Raw genomic sequence first — 25430 nt, 5'->3', positions numbered from 1 at the left:
GAAAGCGGGAATCCATTTACAGATGTTGAGTTATACCTACATACTTTCTGATAAGCCCCGAGGAACACTTTATATCGGTGTGACTTCAGATTTGATTAAACGAATTTGGCAATATAAAGAATCGTTTGTTGATGGGTTTAGTGCAAAGTATGGTTTGAAAAAATTGGTATGGTTTGAAGTTCATGAAGATATAAGCGAAGCCATAAAGCGCGAAAAACAGCTTAAAAAATGGAATCGTGTTTGGAAGATCGAGTTAGTCGAGAAAACCAATTCTGAGTGGCGAGACCTGTATCTAGAGCTACTAAATTAACATGGATTCCCGCTTTCGCGGGAATGACGAGATAGAGGAATATATGAGTATCCTGATTAATAAAGACACTAAAGTCATCACCCAAGGTATCACTGGTAAAACTGGCCAGTTCCATACACGTATGTGCCGCGACTACGCAAACGGTAAAAACTGTTTCGTGGCTGGCGTTAATCCAAAGAAAGCTGGCGAAGATTTCGAAGGTATTCCAATTTACGCGAATGTTTCTGAAGCTAAAGCAGCAACTGGCGCAACAGTTTCAGTTATCTACGTTCCACCAGCAGGTGCAGCGGCTGCGATCTGGGAAGCAGTTGAAGCGGATCTCGATTTGGCGATCTGTATCACAGAAGGTATTCCTGTTCGTGACATGATGATGTTGAAAGACCGCATGGCAAAAGCGGGTAGCAAAACAAAATTGCTCGGCCCTAACTGCCCAGGTTTGATCACACCAGACGAAATCAAGATCGGTATTATGCCAGGTCATATCCATCGTAAAGGTCGTATCGGCGTGGTTTCCCGCTCTGGTACATTGACTTACGAAGCGGTTGGTCAATTGACTGCACTCGGATTGGGGCAATCTTCTGCAGTTGGTATCGGTGGCGATCCAATCAATGGTTTGAAACACATTGACGTGATGAAGATGTTCAACGATGATCCAGATACAGACGCTGTGATCATGATCGGCGAAATCGGTGGTCCAGACGAAGCGAATGCATCTTACTGGGTACGCGACAACATGAAGAAACCAGTGGTTGGTTTCATCGCTGGTGTGACTGCGCCTCCAGGCAAACGTATGGGTCACGCGGGTGCATTGATTTCTGGTGGTGCTGATACTGCGCAAGCAAAATTAGATATCATGGAAGAATGCGGTATCAAAGCAACTAAGAATCCATCTGAAATGGCACGCTTGTTGAAGGCGATGTTGTAATTTTTGGATGATTTAGGTAGTTAAAAAAGGAGCCTCGGCTCCTTTTTTATTTTCTGATGTTTTAGGTTTGCTCGCTATAAGAAGCTAGGTGCAAACTCTTAACTGCTTGCTGTACCAATGTTGCCGTTGCGCTATTGAAACATAAATTTCTTATTGGAACGTCAAAATTTCCAGCAATAATGTTAAGCTAAAGTAGTTTGTGAGATTTGGCCTCTAGCATATTTGTGTTTCAGCAAAATGTCAGGGTGTCATTTTTCTGCTAATTGATTTTTCGCTTTTTTATTCCATATAATCGACACCACAAAAATTTCTTCGTCCATGTTTGTACAAACAGTTTTGGAATTTGCCAGTCATACTGATATAGGATTGGTGCGCAGTCATAATGAAGATGCAATCGAGATCAATGCTGAGATCGGTTTGGCCATCTTGGCTGATGGTATGGGCGGATATAACGCGGGAGAAGTGGCCAGCAAAATGAGTGTAGATCTGGTGCGCGAACAGATACAGCAGAAACAAGCCGCTAGTTGGATGTTAAGATTACCTTGGCAATCCTCAGCGCCCGCCAAGTGGATTAGTGATGCGATCACCCACGCTAATCAGGAAGTGATAGAGCAGGCGAATAAGAATCCAGATAATTTCGGCATGGGTACCACCATTGTTGTTGCTCTTAGCTATTTTGATCGCTTGTTCATAGGTCATGTAGGAGATTCACGTGCCTATCGTTTTCGCGATAACTATATAGAACAGATTACTAAGGATCATTCGGTATTGCAGGCGCAAATTGATGCTGGTTTGATTTCACTGGCTGATGCGCATCTTTCCCCAATTAAAAACTTAATCACGCGAGCGGTTGGCTCTCACGAAGAAATTGATGTGGAAGTACATGAGCACCAGATGAAGGTCGGTGATATTTATCTGCTCTGCTCCGATGGCTTGTCGGATATGTTAGATCAAATTCATATTCAAAGCGTATTGCGCGAACAATCGAATGACTTAGACACTTGTAGTAAAACCTTAGTTTATTTAGCGAATCGTCAAGGCGGTCCGGATAATATTTCTGTTGTTTTAATACGCGTTAAAGAATTGCAGGAAAGACGCTTTATGGAGTATATTTTTGCTAGCTAAAAGACAATAAGAATAAAGGCCTAATAAAACTGCACTTGTTTGTTAATTCAATATCGTTACGCTATCGGATAGTGTTGAAGATATTAGTAGTTAGTATTAATAACTAAGTATATTTTTTGAAGCCTAAGTAGCAACTCCCCCCTAAATGTAGTGGTAATGGCTGAAGTGTTTAAAATTTGATCGTATTTCTTCAATATTTCAACAAGTTCAGCTTTCCTTGAAAATAATTTGAGTTCGGTGGATTTATATGGCTAAAGTCGTCGTCGTTTTTAATGGGCAAGTTCAAAAAGAGCAGAGCATAGATCGCGCAAGATTAAATATCGGGCGTCGTCCTGGTAATGAGCTAATTCTTGATCATCTGGCTGTGAGTGGCCGTCATGCAGCAATAGATACCACATCGGAAGGTTCCTTCATTCTAGATCTTGGCAGTACCAATGGAACATCGGTCAATGGTCAGCCCATTAAAAAACATCTATTGCAAAATGGTGATGTGATAGAGATGGGTAAATACCAGCTAAAGTTTGTGCTGGAAGATGATAATTATGTTGCGGCGCCAGATGAAACCTTGAAGGTCGCTAGAATCAAAGTGTTAACCGGCACCAATGCTGGAAAAGAAATGATACTTTTCAAGCCAATTACTAGCCTAGGAAGTCCCGGTATTCTGGTGGTGTCGATCACTCGTGAAGGTAATCGTTTTAAGATAGTTTTTGTAGAAGGAAAAATGTTTCCCAAGATTAACGATCAAAGTATTGATGCAAGGCCGAGTATTTTGCAACATGGCGATGTGATTGATTTGTCGGGAACTAAGATGGAGTTTCAGTTGAGTTGAGGCTCTTAATGTACTTGGGTCAAAAAAGCAGTGCCATATTGAGCACTGCTTTTTTGTTTCAAGGGTATCTTGATATTTTACATTCGATGTAGCTGACAATTTATGTCAACTGGCCGTTTTTTGATTCAAAGTGACGAAATTTGTCATAGTATATCTTTGAAATTGCCTTTTACGTCTGTATATTTGCTTTGAGTTTAACTAATTTGCAATGAATGGCGTTGGCACAGGGTTTGCTTATTAGTTCGTGTAGTACGGGATTTGGCTGGACTATCTTTTCTTAATCTAAGGAGTATTTAAATGAAATACACAAAAATGACTAAACGCGTACAGCAAGGTTTTACGCTGATTGAATTGATGATCGTTGTTGCGATTATCGGTATTTTGGCTGCTGTTGCGATTCCAGCTTATCAAGATTATGTTGCTAAATCTAAGTTTGCAGCGGCCTTGGCTGAAATTGCTCCAGGTAAAACTGGTTTTGACGTTGCGTTGAATGATGGTTTAACTGCAACCACTGGTGCAAGTGATTCAACTAAATGGTTTATTGGCGTGCAACCTATAAATAACAACACATCGGTTAATGTTGTAAGTGGTATTAGTGGTACTATCACAGGAACAATTATTAAAGGACCAGCGACAGTTTCTGGCGGTGTAATTACTTTGCAACGTGATGCTGCGACTGGCGCTTGGACTTGCTCAACTGGCGTTTCTCAAAAATTCGTTGGACCGACGACTGTCTGTACAGGTACTTAATTGCTTAACTTGGAATCTAGCGGTAGAGATTTATTTGTTCTGCTAGGTTTTTATGTTTGCAATTTATATAAAAACACCCCAAGCATGGGGTGTTTTTATATCTAAAGATTCTAAATCTTTTTTTACCCTGATTTAGTAAGAACGTTTGGAAAAGTTGTCTTATTTTCTTTGTAGTATCGAGTCTTATTGAAGTTGCATTTGTTTTGGGAAGGGGGGGTTAAATGAAACGAAACTTAATCTTGTCTTCGCGCTTGCAGGGTTTTACCCTGATTGAATTAATGATTGTGGTGGCTATTATTGGTATGTTAGCTGCAGTTGCAATCCCAGCCTACCAAGACTATGTAGCAAAATCTAAGTTTACGGCGGCTTTTACAGAAGCTGCTGCTGGTAAAACAGGCTTTGATGCTGCATTGAATGATGGCTTGACCCCAACATTGGTGAATCCTAGTACCACGTCAACTTGGTTTATCGGTGTGCAGTCGGTAAATCCGAATAGCCAAATTTCAATTCCTAATGTGACGAATTCTGGGACGATATTGGCGACAATAGTTGGTGGGCCTGATTCTGTTAGGGGTTTGACTATTAGTTTTAATCGCAGTGCCTCAACTGGTGCTTGGACCTGTTCATCTTCAGTGAAACAACGCATTATCGGTGGTGATAACTACTGTGTCGGTAGCTAATAGATTTCTATTCAGATATGTGCTATTAGTGCTTAGTTGTTCAAAATACGATGCCTAAATTGACATTGAACTTTAGAGCAAAGATTTTTAGCTCATAGTAAGCGGCTTTCAATCATTATTATTTTGTTGAAATCCGCTTAATTTTCTACACAATATCCTCCATTTTCGAAAAACTTGATGTTCTCCCAAAGGGTTCTGCATTACCAGCTTGTGACTTTTGGTGCTTTTTACCTTTTCGCCAATCTACTATCTGTTCACGTCCACCCCTTCCGCACCTATTACCACGAAACCTTAGTTGTAGTAGCCGCGCTCGCTTGTTGTCTTGGCTTTGTGTCATCCTCTAAGATTGAAATCCGCCTTTCTGCGGCGCTGTTCATTCCTATTTTCTGTATCTTTGCGTTGTTCATGCAGTCTGTGATTGGTTTGAGCAGATTTCAATATTCAGTTTATCCCTTGTTTTATTTTGTCTTGACAGTATTCGCGATGATATTGGGAGCAAATTGGGCTAAGCAATTACAAGGTGCTGAAAAGATTTGCTTAATGTTTGCTTGGGTACAGTTGCTAGCCTCGGTGCTGTCCGTATTAATGCAATGCATACAAATAGCAGGACTCGACTGGAGTCCTATAGTAATGTACATGGCGCACAGCCCTGACACGCCTATGCGTCCTTTTGCTAATGTGGCGCAGCCGAATCAATTGGCCTTGTTACTCTGTTTTGGCCTTGCCTCAATATGGTGGCTAGCGCAAACAAAACGTCTTAACGGGTATTTGGCGCTGGCATTTTCAGTGTTTTTATTGTGGGGACTAGCACTCACGCAATCTCGTATCGCTTGGATTATTCTGCCTGTTTTCGCTTTGTTGGCTTGGTGTAGAGCGATAGGCGAGTATCCAATGCGTCGAACGGCAATACTATTACTTTTATTGGTGTATGTTGGATTCGTGTGGTTTTTGCCCTCAATTGCGGATATGTTGGGTTTTTCTAGTGCCACTATCGCTGAGCGAGTCGGTGGACGATCTGAGCGCAGTGGCTTGTTGCAGCAGGCTTGGTTCATGATCAAACAGCATCCGTGGTTCGGTGTCGGTTGGTTTGGTTTTGGTGCTGAGCAAGTTAAGATTGCGGCTGATTTTCCATCTACTATTTATGCCGAGCACTCGCATAATCTCGTATTGAATTTGATGGCGGAATTGGGTGTGCCGGCGGCTTTGTTGATTTTCGCGGCTTTGCTCTTTTGGTTTTATCAGACTTGTGTTGCACGTTCAGCCGCGAAAAATAATCAGGTCGCTTTTGTCATGTTAAGTCTCATCGCGGTAGGCGTGCATAGCATGGTTGAATTCCCGCTTTGGTATGCCTATGTGTTGTTGCCGATCGCGGTATTAATGGGAATGCTGCATCAGATACGCTGGCCAGATCAAGCTTGGGTGATTACTGTGCCACGGGTTGTACCTGCTGCCATTTCAGTGACGGGCATGGTGGTGTTGGTATTAGTTACTCTGGACTATCAACGTGTGGTTGATGGCTTTAAAGCGTTTCGCCAGGCTGAGACGATCGCCGCAGTCCCAGAAGCGGCGATAGCGCGCCCGGGATTGACTTTATTGCCCGATTATTTTGACTATTTTCAGTTGATGAAAGTCACGCCAAAAGAAAACATGTCTGCGCAAGAGATCGCTTTTATTGAGCGTATGAGTTTGCGTTTTGGCTATGTACATGTTTTGAACAAATTGGCGGAAGTTTATGTACTTAATGGACAGCCAGCCAAGGCGCAACGTAGTCTTCAGACTTTGCAGCGCTTACATCCAATTGTCTACCCCAACTACTTTGATTATTGGCAAAGTCTGGCGCAAAACGATGAGCGGTTTGCGGTAGTTTTTCTTCAAATGCCTAAGCGTGATGCGCCGTAGGTAAGCAAGGGGATACAAGCTTAATCTATCATCGACACCCAATCGCCCGATTTGCCACCGTGTTTTTCTAGCACTCTGATATCGCTCATTACCATGCCTCGGTCAATCGCTTTGCACATATCGTAAATGGTGAGTAAGCCGATTTGTACAGAGGTTAATGCTTCCATTTCCACGCCTGTTTTACCTACGGTTTCGACCTGTGCTGTGCAATTGATGCTGTGGGTTTCTTCCTGTAATTCAAAATCGACCGCGACCCGGGTAATGGCCAGTGGATGACAGAGTGGAATTAAATCGCTGGTGCGTTTGCTTGCCATGATCGCTGCAATTTTTGCGATACCTAGTACATCGCCTTTTTTTGCATTACCTTCTTGAATCAGCTTGAAGGTCGCCGCTTGCATACTTATCTTACCTTTTGCAACCGCAATTCTATGAGTATCCGTTTTTGCAGAAACGTCCACCATGTGTGCCTGTCCACTTTGGTCAAAATGAGTGAGTCCGCCGTTGGCCGGATCATAGTTGGTGTCGGTAGAAGTAGTACTTGTCATAAAATGAACGCGATAATAAATTGTGAGTTAAACTAGTTTTGTTTAAAAACCGAGTAGTGATGATATCACCGTGAAAAAAGATTTCCCGCAATTTTGCAAAAACTTGATGCGTCTCATGTTGGTCACGACTTTGAGCACTAGTCTGGCGGTGCCGCCAACAGTGATGGCACAAGCGACGAAAAATAATCAAACCTTACCAACTTTAGGTGATACCGCACGCGGTGATTTATCGCCTGTGATGGAACGCAAAATTGGTGAGCAGATCATGAGTAGTGTTAGGCTCGATCCCGATTATTTGGAAGATGGACCGGTGATTGAATATTTGACTAAATTAGGAAATAGTTTGTTGGATAAACGTCCCGATGCGCGCGGTGAATCGTTGTATGAATTTGAATTTTTTGCGGTGCGCGATCCGGTTTTAAATGCGTTTGCTTTTCCCGGCGGTTTTATTGGTTTTCATTCGGGTTTGATTTTGGCGGCGCAATCCGAATCTGAATTGGCGTCGGTGATGGGACATGAAATAGGGCATGTGTCGCAACGCCATATTGCACGTATGTTAGGTAATCAAAAACAGGATTCTTTAATTCCAATTGCAGCACTGATTTTGGCGGTATTGGCTGCGCGTTCTAGTCCCGATGCCGCGATGGCGATGGTGATGGGCGGGCAAGGTTTAGCGATACAGAGGCAGCTGAGTTTTAATCGCGATGCTGAACGTGAGGCAGATCGGGTTGGTTTTCAAATTCTGCGTGATGGTGGCTACGATACTTCAGGCATGTTGGCGTTTTTTGGTCGCATGCAAAATGCCTCGCGTAATTATAGCGATAATGGTTTGTCCTATTTGCGTAGCCATCCTTTAACTAGCGAGCGTATGGCCGATATTCAGGGACGATTGTTTGGTGAACGATATCGTCAACGTGCCGATGGCTTAGATTTTTATCTGACTCAGGCACGCGTCAGAGTGCTACAAGATAGCAAGGCGCAAGGATTGATCGATGCGTCCACTTTTTTCGATAATCAGGCGAAGAATGGCAATGAAGAAGCACGTTTGAGCGCTCAGTATGGATTAGCTTTTGTGGCTTTGAAACGCAGTGATTTTGCCACGGCAGAAAAACTGCTGAACCAGGTCATTACACAAATCCAGCAACTTCCTTCTCAGAAAAAATGGTTGAAAGAGACGAGTGCGTTCGCCAGTCTTGCCATCGACATAGAAATGGGAAAGAAACGCCCAGATGTGGCGATGGCGAAAGCCAAAGCAGCCATTCGTGACTTGCCTTTAGCACGTGGTTTGGTGCATCAATATGCCGAGGTGTTAATTGAAGCAAAAAATTACGCGGATGCCGAGCAATTTTTACGTGATCAGATTGTTCTGTATCGCCGTGAAGCAAAGTTACAGCATTTACTAGCAAAGACTTATGCCGCTTCCGGCAAATCGGCACTACAGCATATTGCTTTGGCCGAAGCGTATGCCATAGAAGGTGCGTTGCCAGCCGCCTTAGCGCAATTGGAAATCGCGCGACTTGATCCCGATGTAAAGTACTACGATTTATCTGTGATTGATGCGCGTGAGCGCGAATGGAAAGAGCGCCATCGTCAAGAATTGCAAGATGAAAAGAAGGGCAATAAATAATCCCTGATTGTAGTTTATGCCTTTGGGCGAGGGCGCGCGCAATAGTTTTCCTCACGCATGAGTGCTTCCAGACTGCTTTTTTCTAAGATGAGTGGCACACCTTGGATGTTGACTTCGATCTTGCTAGTTAGATTGTCGAGAGCCGACGTGTTCAAAAATTCTAGTAAGCGTGTTTCTGAGAGTGCTTGTTGATTTTCTCGGCAATCGTCAATCAGTAAGTTCAAATCTCTATCGTCTAATTGACATAAATGCTGGGCTGTTTTGCAAACGATATTCCCATCATCTAACATCCATACGCGTTCGGCTGGTGGCATTATTTCACCGGTATGCAGACGCCAAGATTGGTCGGGTAAAAGTTGTGCGATGTAAGGTGTCGCTAGCAAATCGACGTAGACTTTTTGTGGGCCATTTTGAAAATACCAATTGCCACTTGAGTCGCATAAATAATTGCGATTAATAAAGCTCACTAGCGTCGAATTGCGAATGGGGTCTCCCGGCAAATTAAGTGCCTGCGCCCGCTCATCGCGCATACGCCAGATGCCGCGTGCGTCGAGAGAAAGCCAACCATAGCAATGTGGTACATTGGGCCATTTGGCCATCGCTGCTTGAACTATGTCATCCATGCGCCATCTCAGATTGGGTTAAATAGCAGATGATTTTATTAGGCAACCAGTCTAGTGTGCCGGGAAAACTTCCCGTAGCAAAACCGACGTGCCCGCCTTCTTGAGGATAGTCTAGTGTGACATAGGATGAGGCGGTTTTTGGTAAAAAACGTGCCGGCATAAATGGGTCATTTTGCGCATTCAGTACTAAGCTGGGGACGCGTATATCGTTCAACACCCAACAAGCACTGGCGCGATGCCAGTAATCATCAACGTCGCGATAACCATGTAAGGGCGCAGTGACAATATTGTCAAATTCATAGAGATTTTTTGACGCTAACATGCGTTCTTGATCGAACAGCTTGGGAAACTGTTTGAGCTTATGTAGGCATTTTGGTTTAAGCGTCTGCAAAAAATTTCGAGTGTAAACGCGGTTAAAGCCACGTGATAAAGTAGCGCCGCTATTAGTCAAATCGAGTGGCGCAGACACTGCACAAGCGGCATCAATGATGTTTGCTCCATGTTGAGATTCGCCCAACCAACGAAGCAAAGCATTACCGCCTAAAGAAACACCGCTGGCATAAAATTTGGCGTTGGGATATTTGGTTTTGAATTCACGATGTAAGCGACGAATAATCCAATCAATCTCTTGCGAATCGCCAGAGTGATAAAAACGCGGTGCTTGATTGGGTTCGCCCGAACAACCTCGAAAATGCGGTATCGCACCAGACCAGCCGAGTTGCTGTAACTTGGCCATGAGCGCTCGTGCATAGTGACTGTTGCTAGAGCCTTCCAATCCATGAAATAAGACCAGACAAGGACGGCCAGCTTCGCCATCAAGAAAGTCGACATCAATAAAATCTTGGTCGGGTGTGATCCAACGCTCGCGTCTTAGCACTAGCTCAGGTTTACGCATAAGGGTCGCGGGATAAATCGTTTGGCTATGACCGCCAGCCAACCACCAGGGTGAAGAGAATTGCATCAGTGTAGAACGCTAGCTTTAGATAAATCCAGCGGTGCTGGTCCGGCAGCCACGGAGGCATGATGCATCGCAATACGCCAACCGCGTGGTGTTTTGACGTAAACATTAGTGGCGATGATGTGTACGTCTTGGGCGATCGAGTCTTTCGCTTGAAACTCTTCGATCACGCTGTGAACTGCGGTGAGTAGGTTGCGTATGACATGTAGCTGTCGAGTATGCAGTTGCATGTTACCGTTTTCAAAGATGAATTCCCAAGAAGCACGTATGTCGGCATGGCCTATTAATCTGCCAGCGTTGGGATGTATGCAGACGATTTCTTCATCTTCTGCCCACAATGCCATTAGCCCATCAAGGTCACCGCGTGAAATAGCATCGTAAAATGCTATTTTCACCTCATCGGCACTGCCGTTGTGCTGTTTTTTCGCAGGCATAGAGCTATCTTTAGGAATGAAGTGCTGATGATTGTAGCGACTCAATAAGCTTAAGTTGGAGCTTAAGTATTGAGCACTATCTTAATCGTGATTTTAGTGTGCTTTCAACACCGTGCCTGGTGCCAGTGTGTAAACCGTTCCGCAATAAGAGCAAGTCGCTGAACCGCCGTGTGACAAATCCAAGTAAACGCGTGGATGTGAAGACCATAATGGCATCGCCGGATTGGGGCAGTGAGCAGGCAGATCGCTTGCTTGCAACTCAACTGGGGGAATAGATGGCTTGACTGACATGATGCGCTCCTGAAAGGGTGATTTTTCACAGACCGTGATTTTAACGGATTCCATCCTGTTTGCGTATGCCCTATGTGTGATGGTCTCAATGGTTTTTCTAATTGATAGCCATTCTGATTACTTTCAGTGATCGCTCAGCGAGTATTTGCGATGGGCAGTACAATATCGCTTTTTACTCAGCGCGGTCGGTCAGCGTCTGATCGTAAAACGAATCTCTCTCTTCCTCTGATGTTCACCGTGTTTTCACTATGTTAAAAGACTGGAATTCAAGCCTATTCCGCGAAGGCTTTAAAGCTTCTGCGCCTTCTTTATTTGGGATGGCCGCTTGGGGTATGGTGGTCGGTGTTGCCATGATCAAGGCTGGCTTAAGTTTGCCGCAAGCATTAGGGATGACTCTGTTGGTATTTGCGGGCTCTGCGCAATTAGCGGCTTTGCCCTTAATCGTAGCGAATGCCCCTATTTGGGTCATTTTTGCGACCGCCCTGATCGTTAATTTGCGATTTTTGATTATGTCAGCCCTGATCGCACCGCGTTTTGCCCACTTATCTTGGATGCGTCGTACCTTGTATGGTTTTTTAACGGGTGATATTTCTGTTCCATTGTTTATGCAACGCTTTCCGCAAATGTGGAAAAACGAGGCCAAAGAACGTGATCAAGTTTTGTACCTGAAAGGTTTGATTTTGCCGAATTGGTTTGTTTGGCAAGCGGGATCAATCTTAGGCATCTTGGCCGGAAGTCAGGTGCCCATGCATTGGGGATTGGGTTTTGCAGGAACCTTAGCTATTTTGTGTATTTTGTTGCCATTAATGCGTAATCGCCCGGGTTTTATCGGTGTGCTGGTGGCGGGCGTGGTAGCCGTTGCCGCGCATGCTATGCCGTATAAGTTGGGTTTATTGCTTGCGGTATTGATTGGTATGGCAGTCGCTATGTGGGTGGAGGAACATTTTGAACCCGCGACTGGCGCAGAATCTACTGCGCAGGGGGGGAACCATGAGTGATATTGAAATTTGGATAGTGATTATTCTACTGACTGCCGCCACGGTGATTGATCGCAGTGCGTTCTGGGTAATTGGTCACCATATTAATTTGCCAAAAAGGGTACAAGAAGCTTTGCGTTACGCTCCAAGCTGCGCCTTGGCTGCGATTGTGGTGCCTGATTTTTTCATTAGCGATAATCAGATTATTACTAGCTTACATAACCCCAAATTAATTGCAGGTATTGCAGCAGGGGTCTTTTATCTATGGAAGAAAGACATGCTGCTTACGATCGTTTTTGGTATGGGAATCTTTACCTTAGTTCGTCTGTATTTTTGAGTAGATATTTTGAGCTGGTAATAAACTGTTAGGCTTAATTTAATAAATGAGCTGGCACCAGCATTTCTTCTGGCTTAGGCAAACTTAAATTTAAATCCCAGCCTGATATTTTTTCTGCATCAATCAACAATTTACAAAATCCATGGAGCAAGGAGGTTTCTAGACGCAAGTCTACAGTCCCCCCTTGTGTAGGAAAAAACTGTATCCACAGCGCTGCATTGACTTTCAAATGAAATTTGATCGATTCAATCAAAAAAGGGCGCTCGCCATTCACTGGCGTGCGGTTTTCGTCTGAATACGCCTGATCAAAGTTACCGCTTTGTTTGATCTTGTCGACTGCATTTTGATGCTCCATATTGACTAATTCATCACTGGCAAAGGCCGTCTCGGGTCGATTTAGACGCATGTGTGCGCCAATCGCTTCCATTAAGGTCGGCCACATTTTTTGCAGCAAACGACGTGTGAAAAAAATCTGGAGTTCTTGTTTGCTTGGCTCTGCTTCTTCGGTAGAAAAGCCTATTCTCAATAAGATGCGGTCTTCGTCAGTGAGGTAAGTAAGATTGAGTTGTTCTAAATGCATAAGTGATTGATGTAACGCAAAACGAATAAAGTTTTTCCTATTGACTACGCTTGAAAAGTGATTTTGTCGCCTAATCTATAGTGCATTAGAAAATTAACGCTCAAGGAGCTTGATATGCGCTTAGATAAATTAACGACAAAATTGCAAGAGGCACTCGCTGACGCACAGAGTCAGGCGGTTGGTAATGATAACCAATATATAGAGCCTGTGCACGTCTTACTCGCTTTGATCAATCAGGATGATGGTGGTGCCCGTTCGCTTTTGCAACGTGCTGGCGTCAATGTGAACGCCTTATTGAACAGTTTGAAAGCAGCTTTAGAACGGATCGCCAAAGTCAGCGGAACGGATGGTCAGGTACAAATTGGCCGAGAGTTGATGGGCTTGTTGAATCTTGCCGACAAAGAATCTCAAAAACGTGGCGACCAATTTCTGGCCAGTGAAATGGTCTTGCTGGCTCTTGTCGACGATAAATCAGAAGCCGGTAAATTAGCACGTGAAAATGGCTTGACGCGCAGCGCTTTAGAAGCGGCGATCAAGGGCGTGCGTGGCGGTGCTAATGTCGATTCGCCAGAAGCTGAAGGCCAACGCGAAGCACTCAAAAAATATACCTTAGATTTAACGGAGCGTGCTCGTCTGGGCAAGCTCGATCCAGTGATCGGTCGCGATGATGAAATTCGTCGTGCGATTCAAGTTTTACAACGTCGCAGTAAAAACAATCCGGTATTAATCGGTGAACCCGGCGTGGGTAAAACCGCGATCGTTGAAGGCTTGGCGCAGCGTATCGTGAATGGCGAAGTGCCTGATAGCTTGAAATCAAAACGGGTACTTTCACTCGATATGGCGGCCTTGTTGGCGGGCGCAAAATTCCGCGGTGAATTTGAAGAACGTCTGAAAGCCGTGCTCAAGGAAATTGCGATAGACGAAGGCCAAACCATCGTCTTTATCGACGAGTTGCACACTATGGTAGGCGCTGGTAAGGCGGAAGGTGCGATGGACGCCGGCAATATGCTGAAACCTGCATTAGCGCGCGGTGAATTGCATTGCGTAGGCGCGACCACTCTGGACGAATATCGTAAATACATAGAAAAAGACGCGGCTCTTGAACGCCGCTTCCAAAAAATTATCGTTGACGAACCTAGCGTCGAAGCAACCATTGCTATCCTGCGTGGCTTACAGGAAAAATACGAAGTTCACCACGGTGTCGATATCACTGACCCAGCGATAGTCGCAGCCGCGGAGTTGTCGCATCGTTATATTACGGATCGGTTTTTACCAGATAAAGCCATTGATTTAATCGACGAAGCGGCAGCAAAAATCAAGATAGAAATTGATTCTAAGCCCGAAGTGATGGATAAATTAGATCGCCGTTTGATTCAATTAAAAATTGAAAAAGAGGCGGTTAAACGTGAAAAAGACGAAGGCTCAAGAAAACGTCTGTCACTGATTGAAGAGGAAATCAAATCCTTGTCGCGCGAATATGCCGATTTAGAAGAAGTCTGGAAGGCAGAAAAAGCCACAGTACAAGGCAGCACGCATATCAAGGAAGAGATAGAAAAAATCCGTTTGCAAATGGACGATGCTAAACGCAAAGGTGATTGGCAAACGATGTCGCAATTGCAGTATGGTCGCCTCCCAGAATTAGAAGCGCAACTGAAAGCAGCGGAGTTACAAGCGGCCAAAAATGAAGCTACTGACGGTAAAACGAAACTCTTACGTACACAGGTCGGCGCAGAAGAGATCGCCGAAATTGTATCGCGTGCGACCGGTATTCCTGTGTCCCGTATGATGCAAGGCGAGCGTGAAAAGCTCTTGCAAATGGAAGACGCTTTGCATGCGCGGGTGGTCGGTCAACACGAAGCAATTACGGCAGTTTCTGATGCGATCCGTCGCTCACGTGCAGGTCTCGGTGATCCGAATCGTCCTTACGGTTCTTTCCTATTTTTGGGACCAACGGGTGTCGGTAAAACCGAGTTGTGTAAAGCGCTGGCGAACTTCATGTTTGATACGGAAGAATCTTTAATTCGTATCGATATGAGCGAATTTATGGAGAAGCATTCCGTCGCCCGTTTAATCGGTGCGCCACCTGGTTATGTTGGCTATGAAGAGGGCGGTTATTTGACCGAAGCGGTGCGACGTAAACCTTATAGCGTGATCTTGTTAGATGAAGTTGAGAAAGCCCATCACGATGTGTTTAACGTCTTGTTGCAAGTCTTGGATGATGGTCGTATGACCGACGGTCAAGGTCGCACTGTCGATTTCAAAAACACCGTGATCGTCATGACCTCGAATCTGGGTTCACATCAAATTCAAGCGATGGAAGGCAGCGAGCCAAGCGTGATTAAAATGGCGGTGATGGGCGAAGTGAAATCGCATTTCCGCCCTGAGTTTATTAATCGTATTGATGAAATTGTGGTGTTCCACGCTTTAGATGCAAAAAATATCGGTGCCATCGCTAAGATACAGTTAGCAACATTGAATAAACGCTTGGCGCAAATGGAGATGGGCTTACAAGTCACTGATGCCGCTTTACTGAAAATCGCTGAAGCAGGTTTCGATCCTGTGTATGGCGCACGACCACTAAAACGCGCGATACAACAAGAGATAGAAAATCCTTTGTCTAAGATGATTTTACAAGGCAAATTTGGACCGAAAGACGTGATTGTTGTCGATGCTGCAGGTGGTGAATTAGTGTTTAACGTTGCGGCTTAAATTTTTCAGTTAAGTTTTTCGTAGGGCGGGAGAAACCCGCGCCGCTTAGGTGCTCGATGGCCTGGCGGCGCGGGATGCACCCGCCCTACCAATTTTGTATCCTTGACTTCACACCGAGACGATTTTATTTTTCGCCGATAATGTGTATCATCAAATCTCAATAAGCAATTTCCAAGAGGTTTGCATGTCGCCATCAACACCGCCAGAGGTTCAAGTCCGTCCGAGTACGATGGATGAAGTTGCGGAACTCAATCAATTAATTCAGCACTCAGCACGCGAGTTGAGTCGTGGTTTTTATACCGAACAAGAAGCCGAATCGGCGATTAAATATGTGTTTGGTGTTGATACAGCTTTAGTAAAAGACGGTAGTTATTTCACCGCCACACTTGATGGCGAATTAGCTGGCTGTGGCGGTTGGAGCCGTCGTCGCACTTTATATGGTGGTGATCAAAGACCGATGGGCGCGGATGAGTTCCTCGATCCCGCCCACGATCCCGCCAGAATCCGCGCCTTTTTCATCTCACCCAAGTCAGCGCGTCGTGGTGTCGGCAGAGCGGTATTCGAAGCCTGCAAACAAGCGGCGTTAGCGCAAGGCTTTTCGAGTCTGGAATTAATGGCGACCTTGCCTGGTGTACCGTTTTATAAAGTCTTGGGCTTTGAAAAAATGGAAGATGTTTCTGATACTTTGCCTGATGGTGTGACGATACGTTTTGAACGTATGCGTTTGGATATAGACTGATCAAACAGATAAAAAGCAAAAAGCCTGAACTGCAACTACAGTTCAGGCTTTTCAATCTTATAGCTAAGGTATTTAATCCAACTTCGCCGCATGCTCACGTGTAGCATGGAACACCACGTCCGGCCAACGTTCTTGCGTCAAGCGTAAATTCACCCCCGAACTAGCGAGGTAGGCCATATTGCCCGCTGCGTCATACGCCACGTTGGCACCCGCGCTGGAGCGTTCAAAATCGGCTAGCATTTTTTTATCTTCGCAGGTAATCCAACGAGCGCTGCTGATGCTGGTGCCTTCGAATACCGCATCAACGCCGTACTCATTTTTTAAGCGACTGGCGACCACTTCAAACTGTAAAACGCCAACTGCACCTAAGATCAAATCGCCGCTGACGATGGGTTTGAAGACCTGTACTGCGCCTTCTTCACCTAGCTGCTGCAAACCTTTTTGTAATTGCTTGGTTTTGAGTGGATTCAAGATACGCGCGATGCGGAAGAAATCTGGTGCAAAGTACGGGATGCCTGTGAATTGCAATAACTCACCTTCAGAAAAACTATCGCCAATTTGCATGTTGCCGTGGTTTGGTAAACCGATGATATCGCCTGCGTAGGCTTCTTCTACTTGTTCACGGGATGAGGCCATGAAGGTCACCACGGATGAGACTTTAATATCGCGATTGATACGTAAATGTTTGAGTTTCATGCCACGTTCAAAACGACCTGAGCAAACGCGTAAGAAGGCGATGCGGTCGCGATGCGCTGGGTCCATGTTGGCTTGGATTTTGAATACGAAACCTGAGAATGGTTCTTCAGTTGGTGCTACGGTACGCACCGTTGCATCGCGTTCACGTGGTGCTGGCGCCCAGTCGAGTAGGGCATTCAAAATCTCACGGACACCGAAGTTATTAATCGCTGAGCCGAAGAATACCGGCGTTTGCGTGCCTGCCAAAACTGCTGCCAAATCGAAAGGATGTGAAGCGCCATGTACCAATTCCACTTCCATTTTTAACTGTTCGATTTCTAGCGGGAACAGTTCTGCTAGACGGGGATTATCGATGCCTTTGACGACTTCAAATTCTTGATCAGCGCGTTCACTACCTGGTGTGAACAGCATGATTTCATCTTTCAGGATGTGATACACACCACGGAAAGTTTTACCCATGCCGATAGGCCAAGTGACGGGAGAACATTGAATCTTTAAGACTGATTCTAATTCGTCCAATAATTCCAAAGGATCGCGGGTTTCACGGTCCATCTTATTAACGAAACTGATAATCGGCGTATTGCGCATACGGCAAACGTTCAACAACTTGATGGTTTGTTCTTCCACGCCCTTAGCGGCATCAATCACCATCAAGGCGGAATCGACGGCAGTTAATACGCGATAGGTATCTTCAGAGAAGTCTTGGTGACCCGGTGTGTCGAGTAAATTGACGACGTGATCGCGGTATTCAAACTGCATCACAGAAGAAGCGACCGAAATACCACGTTGCTTCTCAATTTCCATCCAATCAGACGTTGCATGGCGACCGCTCTTACGCGCTTTGACCGTACCGGCTAATTGAATCGCGCCGGAGAACATCAGAAGTTTTTCCGTGAGCGTGGTTTTACCCGCATCCGGGTGAGAAATAATGCCAAAAGTACGACGACGTGCGACTTCTTTGCGGATTAGGTCGGTGGATACTTTTTTGACAGTGACGTTGTCTTGCTCGTCGTTATTATCTGGGGCGCTGGTGATATCGGTCATTGCTGGCGTTCTGTAAGATTAGAATAACCGCGTATTTTAACATGCCGACTTAGCGACTTCTTATTTTTACAAAGTGAAGTGCGGTGCTTGCTTTTAATGATAATTAACTACTATCAGCTTCGCTATTCCTGACAAATAAGCAAAGCTGATAGTTTTTTACACATTTAGTCTGTGATAGGGGGACTTTTAAAACTCCACCACAGAGCGTATCGACTCGCCGCTCTTCATCAAATCAAAGCCTTCATTGATTCGTTCTAAAGGTAATTTGTGGGTGATTAAATCATCGATATTCAATTTACCTTCCATATACCAATCGACGATTTTTGGTACGTCGGTACGTCCACGTGCGCCACCGAAAGCAGAGCCTTTCCAGACGCGTCCGGTGACTAATTGGAAGGGGCGGGTACTGATTTCTTGACCAGCAGCGGCGACGCCGATGATGATGGATTGGCCCCAACCTTTATGACAGCATTCTAGCGATTGGCGCATGGTTGTGGTGTTGCCTATGCATTCGAAGCTGTAATCGGCACCACCATCCGTTAAGCCGATAATCGCGTCAACCACGTTGCCAACTTCTTTAGGATTAACAAAGTGGGTCATGCCGAATTTGCGTGCCATGCTTTCACGTGCGGGGTTGATATCGACACCAATGATTTTGTTTGCACCGACCATGCGTGCCGCTTGAATTACGTTTAATCCGATACCGCCTAAGCCAAACACGACGACGTTGGCACCTGCTTCTACCTTGGCTGTGAATAAGACCGCGCCAACGCCGGTGGTGACGCCGCAACCGATGTAGCAAACTTTATCAAACGGCGCATCCTCGCGGATTTTTGCTAGGGCGATCTCAGGCACCACGATGTAATTTGAAAATGTTGAAGTTCCCATGTAATGGAAAATCGGATTACCGTCGATAGAAAAACGGCTAGTCGCATCCGGCATTAAGCCACGGCCTTGGGTGCTGCGGATGGCTTGGCACAGATTGGTTTTTTGTGACAGGCAGAATTTGCATTCACGGCATTCGGGTGTGTAGAGTGGGATGACGTGATCGTCCTTTTTCAAGCTCTTCACGCCTGGGCCGACATCGACTACAACGCCAGCACCTTCATGTCCTAAAATCGCAGGGAAAATACCTTCAGGATCAGCGCCGGATAAAGTGTAGTAATCAGTATGGCAAATGCCTGTCGCTTTGATCTCGACTAAGACTTCTCCTGCTTGCGGGCCTTGTAGATCAACTTCTTCGATGGTCAGAGGTTTTCCTGCTTCCCAGGCGATGGCGGCTTTTGTTTTCATGTGGTTTCCGATTTATATAAGTTGAAGTAAGGGGGGAGCGTGCTACGTGTGCTTGTATGGTATTTTAGCCTAATTGTGATTTCTTACCTCGTCACTCACTGAATGTGTGATTCTTCGAAGATTGCCTTAAAATAAGTTAAAATTCTGCAAATGTTAATGAACGGACGTGCGCTGTTGAGTGTCTAACGGTGATTGATCCAAATCTTGTTTTTTCCTAGGAGTTACTATGGCTTTTTCACCCTTCCGAGCGATCGGGCAAGCAATTAAATGGAGCTGGAATGCGGTTGATGCTAGTCGTCGCTTCTTATTTAATTTAATTTTTTTGATCTTCGTTATCTTTATTCTGGTTGGACTATTTTCTTCGAATAAAGTGAAAGTCGAAGACAAAACCGCCTTGATCCTTAATTTCAAAGGCGATTTGGTGGAGCAGCATGCGGGCAGTGCTAGCGATGCTTTTCTGGCTGAAGTACAAGGTGAAAATAAGCGCTCGACACAGTTGCGCGATATTTTGACTGTCTTGGATGCGGCGACTAAAGATCCGAAAATCAATAATGCTGTGTTACTGCTAGATGGTATGCAAAGCGCCGGTTTGCCTATGTTGCGTGAAGTCGCAGCGGCTTTGGAGCGTTTTAAAGCTAGCGGAAAAAAAGTGATTGCTTGGGGCTCTAGTTTTGATCAACGCCAATATTATTTGGCATCTCATGCTAACCAAGTCTACATGCACCCTATGGGTAATGTGATGCTCACCGGTTTTGGTCGCTATCGCAATTATTACAAAGATGCTTTGGATAAAATTGGTATCACCGTTAATGTATTAAAAGTCGGGACATTTAAAAGTTTTGCTGAGCCGTATATCGCCAATGGACCATCTCCTGCTGCGGCCGAAGCTGATGCATTTTTGTATAACGCGATGTGGAAGTTCTATACCGATGGGGTAGAAGCCGCGCGCAAATTGCCCGCCGGCTCGATTATGAAAAGTATCGACAATTTACCTGAGATGTTAAAAGCGGCGAATGGTAGCGTCGGTCAGTTCGCGGTCGATGCCAAATTGATTGATGGCTTGAAAACACGAGATGATCTGCGTCAAATGATGTTGGGCTTGGGCGCGAAAGATGAACATACCAAGAGTTTTAAACAAATTGCGTTTGATGATTATTTAGAAAATCATCGTTCGTTTGCTTTTGGTCCTGCGGTTGCCGTGATCGTCGCAGAAGGTGAGATCAGTGAAGGCACTGCGCCACCGGGTGCGATTGGCGGCATGTCAACCGCGAATCTGGTACGCAAGGCACGTGAAGATGATCAGGTAAAAGCGCTAGTGTTGCGTGTCGATTCGCCTGGAGGTAGTGCATTCGGTTCAGAATTAATACGCCAAGAATTAGAGTTGACGCGCAAAGCAGGCAAGCCAGTCGTTATCTCTATGGGTAATGTGGCGGCGTCGGGTGGTTATTGGGTGTCGATGTCTTCGGATGAAGTGATTGCTGATGCGGCGACGATTACTGGTTCTATTGGTGTGTTCGCGATTTTCCCAACGGCGGAAAAAGTGATGGATAAAATCGGCGTACATACCGCGGGTACCACGACCACTTGGATGGCTGATTCGTTTAATCCTTTGCGTCCTATGAATCCCAAATTTGGTGAAGTGATACAGCAAGGTATTAATAATGTTTACCATGAATTCACAACGAAAGCGGCTGTTGCGCGTAAAACCACACCAGAAAAAATCGATGCAGTAGCACAAGGTCGGGTCTGGACTGGTGAGCAGGCGAAAGAACGTGGACTGGTAGATAGGCTCGGTAGTTTTAACGATGCGCTGAAGTCTGCCGCGACGCGCGCTAAATTGGGTGAGGGCTATCGCGTCACTTACATCGAACGTGAACCATCTAAGTTTGATCGCTTCTTTAGTATGTTTGGTGATAATGCCGCTCAAGCGATGTCAAAAGTAGTCAATGAAAAATTCAAAGTGGCGGTAGCGCCGACGGGCATTCCACCAGCCGCTGCGACCGAGATGGTGAAAGACTTAAATTGGTTGGCAGACCTGCGTAAGGAAAACAGATCTTATATGGTGATGGCGCATTGTATGTGTACTTTGCCGTAGTGCGAGTCTTAATAAGTCCCAGCCCAGTAAGGACAACATTATGCATGCGTTGCTTTAGCGGCATGTCGGCATTATGAGTTAAACCCACTGAGTGTATAAATTCGGTTCTATAAGTGCTCCTTATAGGTTTGGAGCTGCAAGCCTTGTATTGTGCGCTAAGGGTCTCAGCAAATATTTTTTAATGCTAGGCATTTGAAAAAATAATGTAAGGTAAAAAAGGGAGGCGAAATGATGCCTTCCTTTTTTATTTGTATTTTCCAACGAGATTTTTGGGCGAACTCTTTATATTCATGTTTATTCGCGTATATTCAGCTTCCAATTTCTACATGAATACCAAAGAATATGGCTTAGGCACTGCATTTCCTGATGATTTGCTGTGTACTGAGACATTCACAAAAAGGCCGCGAGAGAAAAGGTAAAGCAAATGAATTTTGGTGAAAAATTAAAACAAGTCCGTACTGAGAGAAATCTGACTCAGCCGCAAATGGCCGAGGCGATAGGGATAGAGCAATCGTATTTGTCTAAATTAGAAAATGATAAATCGGTCCCGTCAGCGGAGATGTTTCAGTCCATTATTAAATCCTTGAATTTGGATGCTAAGGATTTTTTGAAAGATATTGACAAGAAAATTCTGCAAGGCTCGTTAAAGCAAATTCCTGAGGTGGCGCATTACTTGAACACGACAATTGCAGTGAAAGTACATAATGTTAAACAATGGTTACTGGGTTCAGCCGCGGCCTGCGTGCTTGGATTTGTAGGCTTGTTAGCCGCCAATAACGGTATTTTCTTCGCCAATAATTTGTATAAATATGAATCGCCTGGTGTGTTTCTTGCGAATGAACCTGAAGATATTTTTGAACAATTCTCAAAGATTTTGAATCTTAAAGCGTCGGCAAATATCATAAATCGTGAAGAGTTTTCAAAACAATTGGCTGATTTTGAGATGACTAGAAAACGACCTGTGGCAGTCGAGAAAGACCGTGATTACGGCACCGTCTTTTATCAAGAGGTCGATGGCGGTCGTCGCAAGTTCAGTTTAGTCAACGTGCGTTATGTACTCTCTATGCCTAACAAAATTCTGCAATTCTTAGGCGGCATCTTTGTGTTTTGTGGAATTTTGGGATTCTTTATGGAGTGGCGTTTGCGTAAGCTTCAGGTCACTTGAAACGATGTCGGATAGCTAGATCGCGATTCCCACTGAATCGAGCAAATACTTGAACAAGTAATTGAGCGAATAATCGAGCAAATAATCTCGCAAATTATAGTGTTCCGAGTTTTTTCATAAACCATATAAATTAATTGTAGTAGCGTATATCACGCTAATTGGTAGGGCGAGCTTTTGCTCATTTTTTTGAAAAGGTAAATTTATGTCACACATTAAAACTTTCTTTGCAGGTGCAACGACTATGGCGAGTGCATTGGCGGCCGTCTTTGCATTAACAGGTGCCAGAGAACCAGTTAAACACGAACACTTTGATGAAATCACTGTGGGTCGTATTAATATCGTGGAGCCTGATGGCACCAAGCGTATTGTGATCTCTAATCGTGCGCAGTTTCCTGGTGATTTTATGCAAGGTAAAGAAGGTGCTCGCCCAGATCGTCGTAGTTTTGCTGGGATGATTTTTGTGAATGAAGAAGGTACAGAAAACGGTGGCTTTATTCAAAAAGGCAGTATCAGTGAAAACGGGAAAATTGATGCAGGATTGTCTTTAACCTTCGACCGCTTCCGCCAAGATCAGGCTTTGCAGTTAATCAGTAGCGATAGCGCGAATCATCAATCTACGGGAATACGCATCAATGACGTACCCATGTATAAAGTGACTTCATTAGACGACATGAAAACCTTTGCTGCCGAAGCGGAGAAATTGCCAACCGCTGAGCAAGCCGCCTATTGGAAAAAATTGAGTAGTGAAGGTCGCTTATCGGAGAATCGCATTTTCCTTGGCAACACCAGAGATAAAGGTTCTACTCTAAGTTTGAAAGATGCGAAGGGACGTACTCGTATGATGTTAGTCGTGAGCGCCTCAGGTCAGGCCGAGATTCAGATGTTGGATGAGGCGGGTAAAGTTGTGAAGAGCATTACGCCGGGCAGTTAATTGCTTAATTAACTGATTAATTGATTCATTAAGTAATCTAGCTAAAAAAGCCATCATGAAAATTTCATGATGGCTTTTTGATTTAGCATGGACTTATTTTAAGCTAACTTTTTGGCTCAATTTACCGCCTTTAATACTATCGTAATTAACCACGATATCACCGCCGCCGCTTTCTACCAAGAAGAACAAGGTCGTGTTGCCGAAGCCAGGTACACCATTCACCATCAAACGTTCTGGCCTATGTTCTTGCAGATCAATCTGATTGGTGTAAGGATTGCGCACAATGCCGCTGGAAATGACTTTGCCGTGACTGACCGTGGCCAGATCGACGCGATGCAATTTATTCGCGATGACGATACTACTGACACTAGGAATCGCCCGTTCATTAATCAAGGGTAGTTCTACGTGATATAAATTGGTGCCCACTTTTTTGACGGTGGGTTCCAAGAAGCGCAGCTTCGGTACGTTCATCGCATTGAGTAATACAAATGCAGCATTGCGATGCGTTTCTTCTTCTAGCATCCATCCTTCAGGCATGCGACCGGTATCTTGACGCCAACCACCGATTTCTATTTTGCCGTATTGCGGATGATTGGCTTCTTTGAATGGGATAAATTGACGACCAAAAGTCAGCATGTCGTTCCACTTGAGCTGATCATAGCCTTTAGGCCCTGTTTGTACTGGGCGCACCGGATCGCCTACTTTGGGGGCTGGATCAAAACGGATGATGTTATTGTCGTCCATCACTCTGCCAAACAATTCTGGCACAAATCCAAAAGCGCCGACCACACCGTAGAAATGATCTGTGGTGCTGCCGTAGGCCGTATATAAATCGCGCCAGGTAATCATATAGCTATAACCTGGCATCATTTTTTCACCCTCGCGACCAAGATAATCGAAAGTGCGATTATCAGCGGCGCTGACGGGTGTTTGTGTTGGCGAACCCGGTCCACGCAAAATCATACGACCTGAATTATGAAAACTAATCACACTGGAAACTTCCAAGTGATCAAGCGCCCAATTGGCGATACTGCGTGTTTCTGGAATCTGTAATGGATAGTCAGTCGCCCCATTTTGAATATAACGTGGTGCCCAGTCATAGCCCCAAGTACGATTTGGATCGGCATAACCAACACTGTCTTCGCCCATTAAGCCATCACCATCTTGATCAAAGCCTTCTTGACCAAGTAATAAGTAGTCGCCAAGTTCACCTGGTTCTAAAGGAAGTAAAACGCGCGGATCTTTTGGGTCTAACTTACGATTACCCAAGCCCATTTGAACTTTTTTGCGCATGGTCGTGATGACGCCATCTTTGTTGATATCGACGGGGCCGTCCTCATCCACTTTACCGTCACGATCGTCGTCAAACGGCCATGGTGAAGAACGTGGGTAGCTTGCCGTTGCTGGTTCATCAAACCATTTGGCACGACTATCTGGACTCACACTAGGTACAAAATACAGGGTTGAGCGATCGACTGTTTCGGTAATCTTGTCGAGCTTGCCGTAATTTTTGAGGATGTAATCAATCGTGTAAAGCACTGTATCGGCTGCTTGTGCTTCATTGGCGTGAATTGCACCATCAACATAGGTGGCAGGTTTGTCGCCTGCTTTGCCGGTTTTTTCATTATTGATAGTGAGCATCCACATATCGGTACCCGCAGCAGTTTTACCTAAACTTTTTACCGTGACCAGATTCGGATAGGCGGCAGCATAGGCTTTCATGTACTCCACAATTTCTTTATTGTGATGTACACGATTGAAGTGCGGCTGCGGCGCTTTGACGGAATCAGCGAAACTAGGCGTTACGAATAAGGCGCAGGCGAGAGCAATTGCGCTAAGTTGAATTGGTCTTTGGGTTTTCATGCGTG

At 45.0% G+C, this 25430-nt stretch carries 24 protein-coding genes; 15 read left to right on the top strand and 9 right to left on the bottom strand.

What is annotated here, in order from left to right; genetic code table 11:
* Positions 1-22 precede the first annotated feature (22 nt).
* The 7 genes from ACFFJH_RS04440 to ACFFJH_RS04410 all read left to right on the top strand — a co-directional run bounded on the left by ACFFJH_RS04440 (position 23) and on the right by ACFFJH_RS04410 (position 6518).
* On the top strand, positions 23-310 hold the full coding sequence (locus tag ACFFJH_RS04440; RefSeq protein WP_390210372.1) for a GIY-YIG nuclease family protein: 288 nt from the start codon (positions 23-25) through the stop codon (positions 308-310).
* Between the two features lie 43 nt (positions 311-353).
* Positions 354-1235 carry a succinate--CoA ligase subunit alpha gene (gene sucD / locus ACFFJH_RS04435; RefSeq protein WP_186914681.1) on the top strand — a complete coding sequence of 294 codons (882 nt, stop codon included), beginning with the start codon at positions 354-356 and terminating at the stop codon, positions 1233-1235.
* 318 nt (positions 1236-1553) lie between these two features.
* Complete coding sequence (locus ACFFJH_RS04430; protein WP_390210370.1) at positions 1554-2360, top strand: Stp1/IreP family PP2C-type Ser/Thr phosphatase; 807 nt, start codon at positions 1554-1556, stop codon at positions 2358-2360.
* A gap of 247 nt (positions 2361-2607) precedes the next feature.
* Complete coding sequence (locus tag ACFFJH_RS04425) at positions 2608-3189, top strand: FHA domain-containing protein (RefSeq protein WP_390210369.1); 582 nt, start codon at positions 2608-2610, stop codon at positions 3187-3189.
* A 297-nt stretch (positions 3190-3486) separates the two neighbouring features.
* The gene (locus ACFFJH_RS04420) at positions 3487-3939 is read left to right on the top strand and encodes a pilin (protein ID WP_390210367.1); all 453 of its coding nucleotides are present in this window, start codon (positions 3487-3489) and stop codon (positions 3937-3939) included.
* Positions 3940-4160: 221 nt separating this feature from the next.
* On the top strand, positions 4161-4619 hold the full coding sequence (locus tag ACFFJH_RS04415) for a pilin (RefSeq protein WP_390210365.1): 459 nt from the start codon (positions 4161-4163) through the stop codon (positions 4617-4619).
* Between the two features lie 405 nt (positions 4620-5024).
* The gene (locus tag ACFFJH_RS04410; protein WP_390210364.1) at positions 5025-6518 is read left to right on the top strand and encodes a PglL family O-oligosaccharyltransferase; all 1494 of its coding nucleotides are present in this window, start codon (positions 5025-5027) and stop codon (positions 6516-6518) included.
* Positions 6519-6538: 20 nt separating this feature from the next.
* Here ACFFJH_RS04410 and moaC read toward each other — a convergent pair whose 3' ends face one another.
* On the bottom strand, positions 6539-7063 hold the full coding sequence (moaC, locus tag ACFFJH_RS04405) for a cyclic pyranopterin monophosphate synthase MoaC (protein ID WP_390210363.1): 525 nt from the start codon (positions 7061-7063) through the stop codon (positions 6539-6541).
* Positions 7064-7133: 70 nt separating this feature from the next.
* Here moaC and ACFFJH_RS04400 point away from each other — a divergent pair, with 70 nt between their 5' ends.
* The gene (locus ACFFJH_RS04400) at positions 7134-8690 is read left to right on the top strand and encodes a M48 family metalloprotease (protein WP_390210361.1); all 1557 of its coding nucleotides are present in this window, start codon (positions 7134-7136) and stop codon (positions 8688-8690) included.
* Between the two features lie 14 nt (positions 8691-8704).
* Here ACFFJH_RS04400 and ACFFJH_RS04395 read toward each other — a convergent pair whose 3' ends face one another.
* From ACFFJH_RS04395 to ACFFJH_RS04380, 4 genes are all read right to left on the bottom strand, one after another.
* Complete coding sequence (locus tag ACFFJH_RS04395) at positions 8705-9313, bottom strand: DUF2946 family protein (RefSeq protein ID WP_390210359.1); 609 nt, start codon at positions 9311-9313, stop codon at positions 8705-8707.
* Positions 9306-10274 carry a YheT family hydrolase gene (locus tag ACFFJH_RS04390; protein ID WP_390210358.1) on the bottom strand — a complete coding sequence of 323 codons (969 nt, stop codon included), beginning with the start codon at positions 10272-10274 and terminating at the stop codon, positions 9306-9308. Before ACFFJH_RS04390 ends, ACFFJH_RS04395 begins: the two co-directional genes overlap by 8 nt.
* Complete coding sequence (locus tag ACFFJH_RS04385) at positions 10274-10705, bottom strand: YybH family protein (RefSeq protein ID WP_390210357.1); 432 nt, start codon at positions 10703-10705, stop codon at positions 10274-10276. The genes ACFFJH_RS04390 and ACFFJH_RS04385 overlap by 1 nt, the downstream gene beginning before the upstream one ends.
* Before the next feature lie 93 nt (positions 10706-10798).
* The gene (locus ACFFJH_RS04380; RefSeq protein WP_390210356.1) at positions 10799-10996 is read right to left on the bottom strand and encodes a zinc-finger domain-containing protein; all 198 of its coding nucleotides are present in this window, start codon (positions 10994-10996) and stop codon (positions 10799-10801) included.
* Between the two features lie 248 nt (positions 10997-11244).
* Here ACFFJH_RS04380 and ACFFJH_RS04375 point away from each other — a divergent pair, with 248 nt between their 5' ends.
* Positions 11245-11994, top strand: a complete 750-nt coding sequence (locus ACFFJH_RS04375; RefSeq protein ID WP_390210355.1) for an AzlC family ABC transporter permease — start codon at positions 11245-11247, stop codon at positions 11992-11994.
* Positions 11987-12310 carry an AzlD domain-containing protein gene (locus ACFFJH_RS04370; RefSeq protein WP_390210353.1) on the top strand — a complete coding sequence of 108 codons (324 nt, stop codon included), beginning with the start codon at positions 11987-11989 and terminating at the stop codon, positions 12308-12310. Before ACFFJH_RS04375 ends, ACFFJH_RS04370 begins: the two co-directional genes overlap by 8 nt.
* A 34-nt stretch (positions 12311-12344) precedes the next feature.
* Here the strand turns inward: ACFFJH_RS04370 and ACFFJH_RS04365 are convergent, their stop codons facing one another.
* Complete coding sequence (locus ACFFJH_RS04365) at positions 12345-12890, bottom strand: hypothetical protein (protein ID WP_390210351.1); 546 nt, start codon at positions 12888-12890, stop codon at positions 12345-12347.
* 114 nt (positions 12891-13004) lie between these two features.
* Between ACFFJH_RS04365 and clpB the strand changes: the two genes are divergently transcribed.
* Both clpB and ACFFJH_RS04355 read left to right on the top strand, forming a co-directional pair.
* Entirely contained in the window at positions 13005-15599 is a 2595-nt protein-coding gene (gene clpB / locus ACFFJH_RS04360) for an ATP-dependent chaperone ClpB (RefSeq protein WP_390210350.1), read from the top strand.
* Positions 15600-15783: 184 nt separating this feature from the next.
* Positions 15784-16338, top strand: coding sequence for a GNAT family N-acetyltransferase (locus ACFFJH_RS04355; RefSeq protein WP_390210348.1), 555 nt, complete (start codon positions 15784-15786; stop codon positions 16336-16338).
* Positions 16339-16410: 72 nt separating this feature from the next.
* Here ACFFJH_RS04355 and ACFFJH_RS04350 read toward each other — a convergent pair whose 3' ends face one another.
* Both ACFFJH_RS04350 and ACFFJH_RS04345 read right to left on the bottom strand, forming a co-directional pair.
* Positions 16411-18078 carry a peptide chain release factor 3 gene (locus ACFFJH_RS04350; RefSeq protein WP_390210347.1) on the bottom strand — a complete coding sequence of 556 codons (1668 nt, stop codon included), beginning with the start codon at positions 18076-18078 and terminating at the stop codon, positions 16411-16413.
* A 186-nt stretch (positions 18079-18264) separates the two neighbouring features.
* Positions 18265-19371: an S-(hydroxymethyl)glutathione dehydrogenase/class III alcohol dehydrogenase gene (locus ACFFJH_RS04345; protein WP_390210345.1), complete on the bottom strand. Its 1107-nt coding sequence runs from the start codon at positions 19369-19371 to the stop codon at positions 18265-18267.
* Between the two features lie 226 nt (positions 19372-19597).
* Here ACFFJH_RS04345 and sppA point away from each other — a divergent pair, with 226 nt between their 5' ends.
* The 3 genes from sppA (at position 19598) to ACFFJH_RS04330 (ending at position 23562) form a co-directional block, all read left to right on the top strand.
* The gene (gene sppA, locus ACFFJH_RS04340; RefSeq protein WP_390210344.1) at positions 19598-21466 is read left to right on the top strand and encodes a signal peptide peptidase SppA; all 1869 of its coding nucleotides are present in this window, start codon (positions 19598-19600) and stop codon (positions 21464-21466) included.
* A gap of 424 nt (positions 21467-21890) precedes the next feature.
* On the top strand, positions 21891-22631 hold the full coding sequence (locus tag ACFFJH_RS04335; protein WP_390210343.1) for a helix-turn-helix domain-containing protein: 741 nt from the start codon (positions 21891-21893) through the stop codon (positions 22629-22631).
* A gap of 202 nt (positions 22632-22833) precedes the next feature.
* Positions 22834-23562 carry a hypothetical protein gene (locus ACFFJH_RS04330; protein ID WP_390210341.1) on the top strand — a complete coding sequence of 243 codons (729 nt, stop codon included), beginning with the start codon at positions 22834-22836 and terminating at the stop codon, positions 23560-23562.
* Between the two features lie 93 nt (positions 23563-23655).
* Here the strand turns inward: ACFFJH_RS04330 and ACFFJH_RS04325 are convergent, their stop codons facing one another.
* A complete protein-coding gene (locus ACFFJH_RS04325) occupies positions 23656-25425 on the bottom strand; it encodes a M14 family metallopeptidase (RefSeq protein WP_390210340.1) in 1770 nt (589 codons plus the stop codon).
* Positions 25426-25430: the final 5 nt, after the last annotated feature.

It is taken from the genome of Affinundibacterium danionis (genome assembly GCF_042432465.1).
GTDB lineage: Bacteria > Pseudomonadota > Gammaproteobacteria > Burkholderiales > Burkholderiaceae_D > Undibacterium > Undibacterium danionis.
This window is presented reverse-complemented; position numbering and strand designations above follow the sequence as displayed.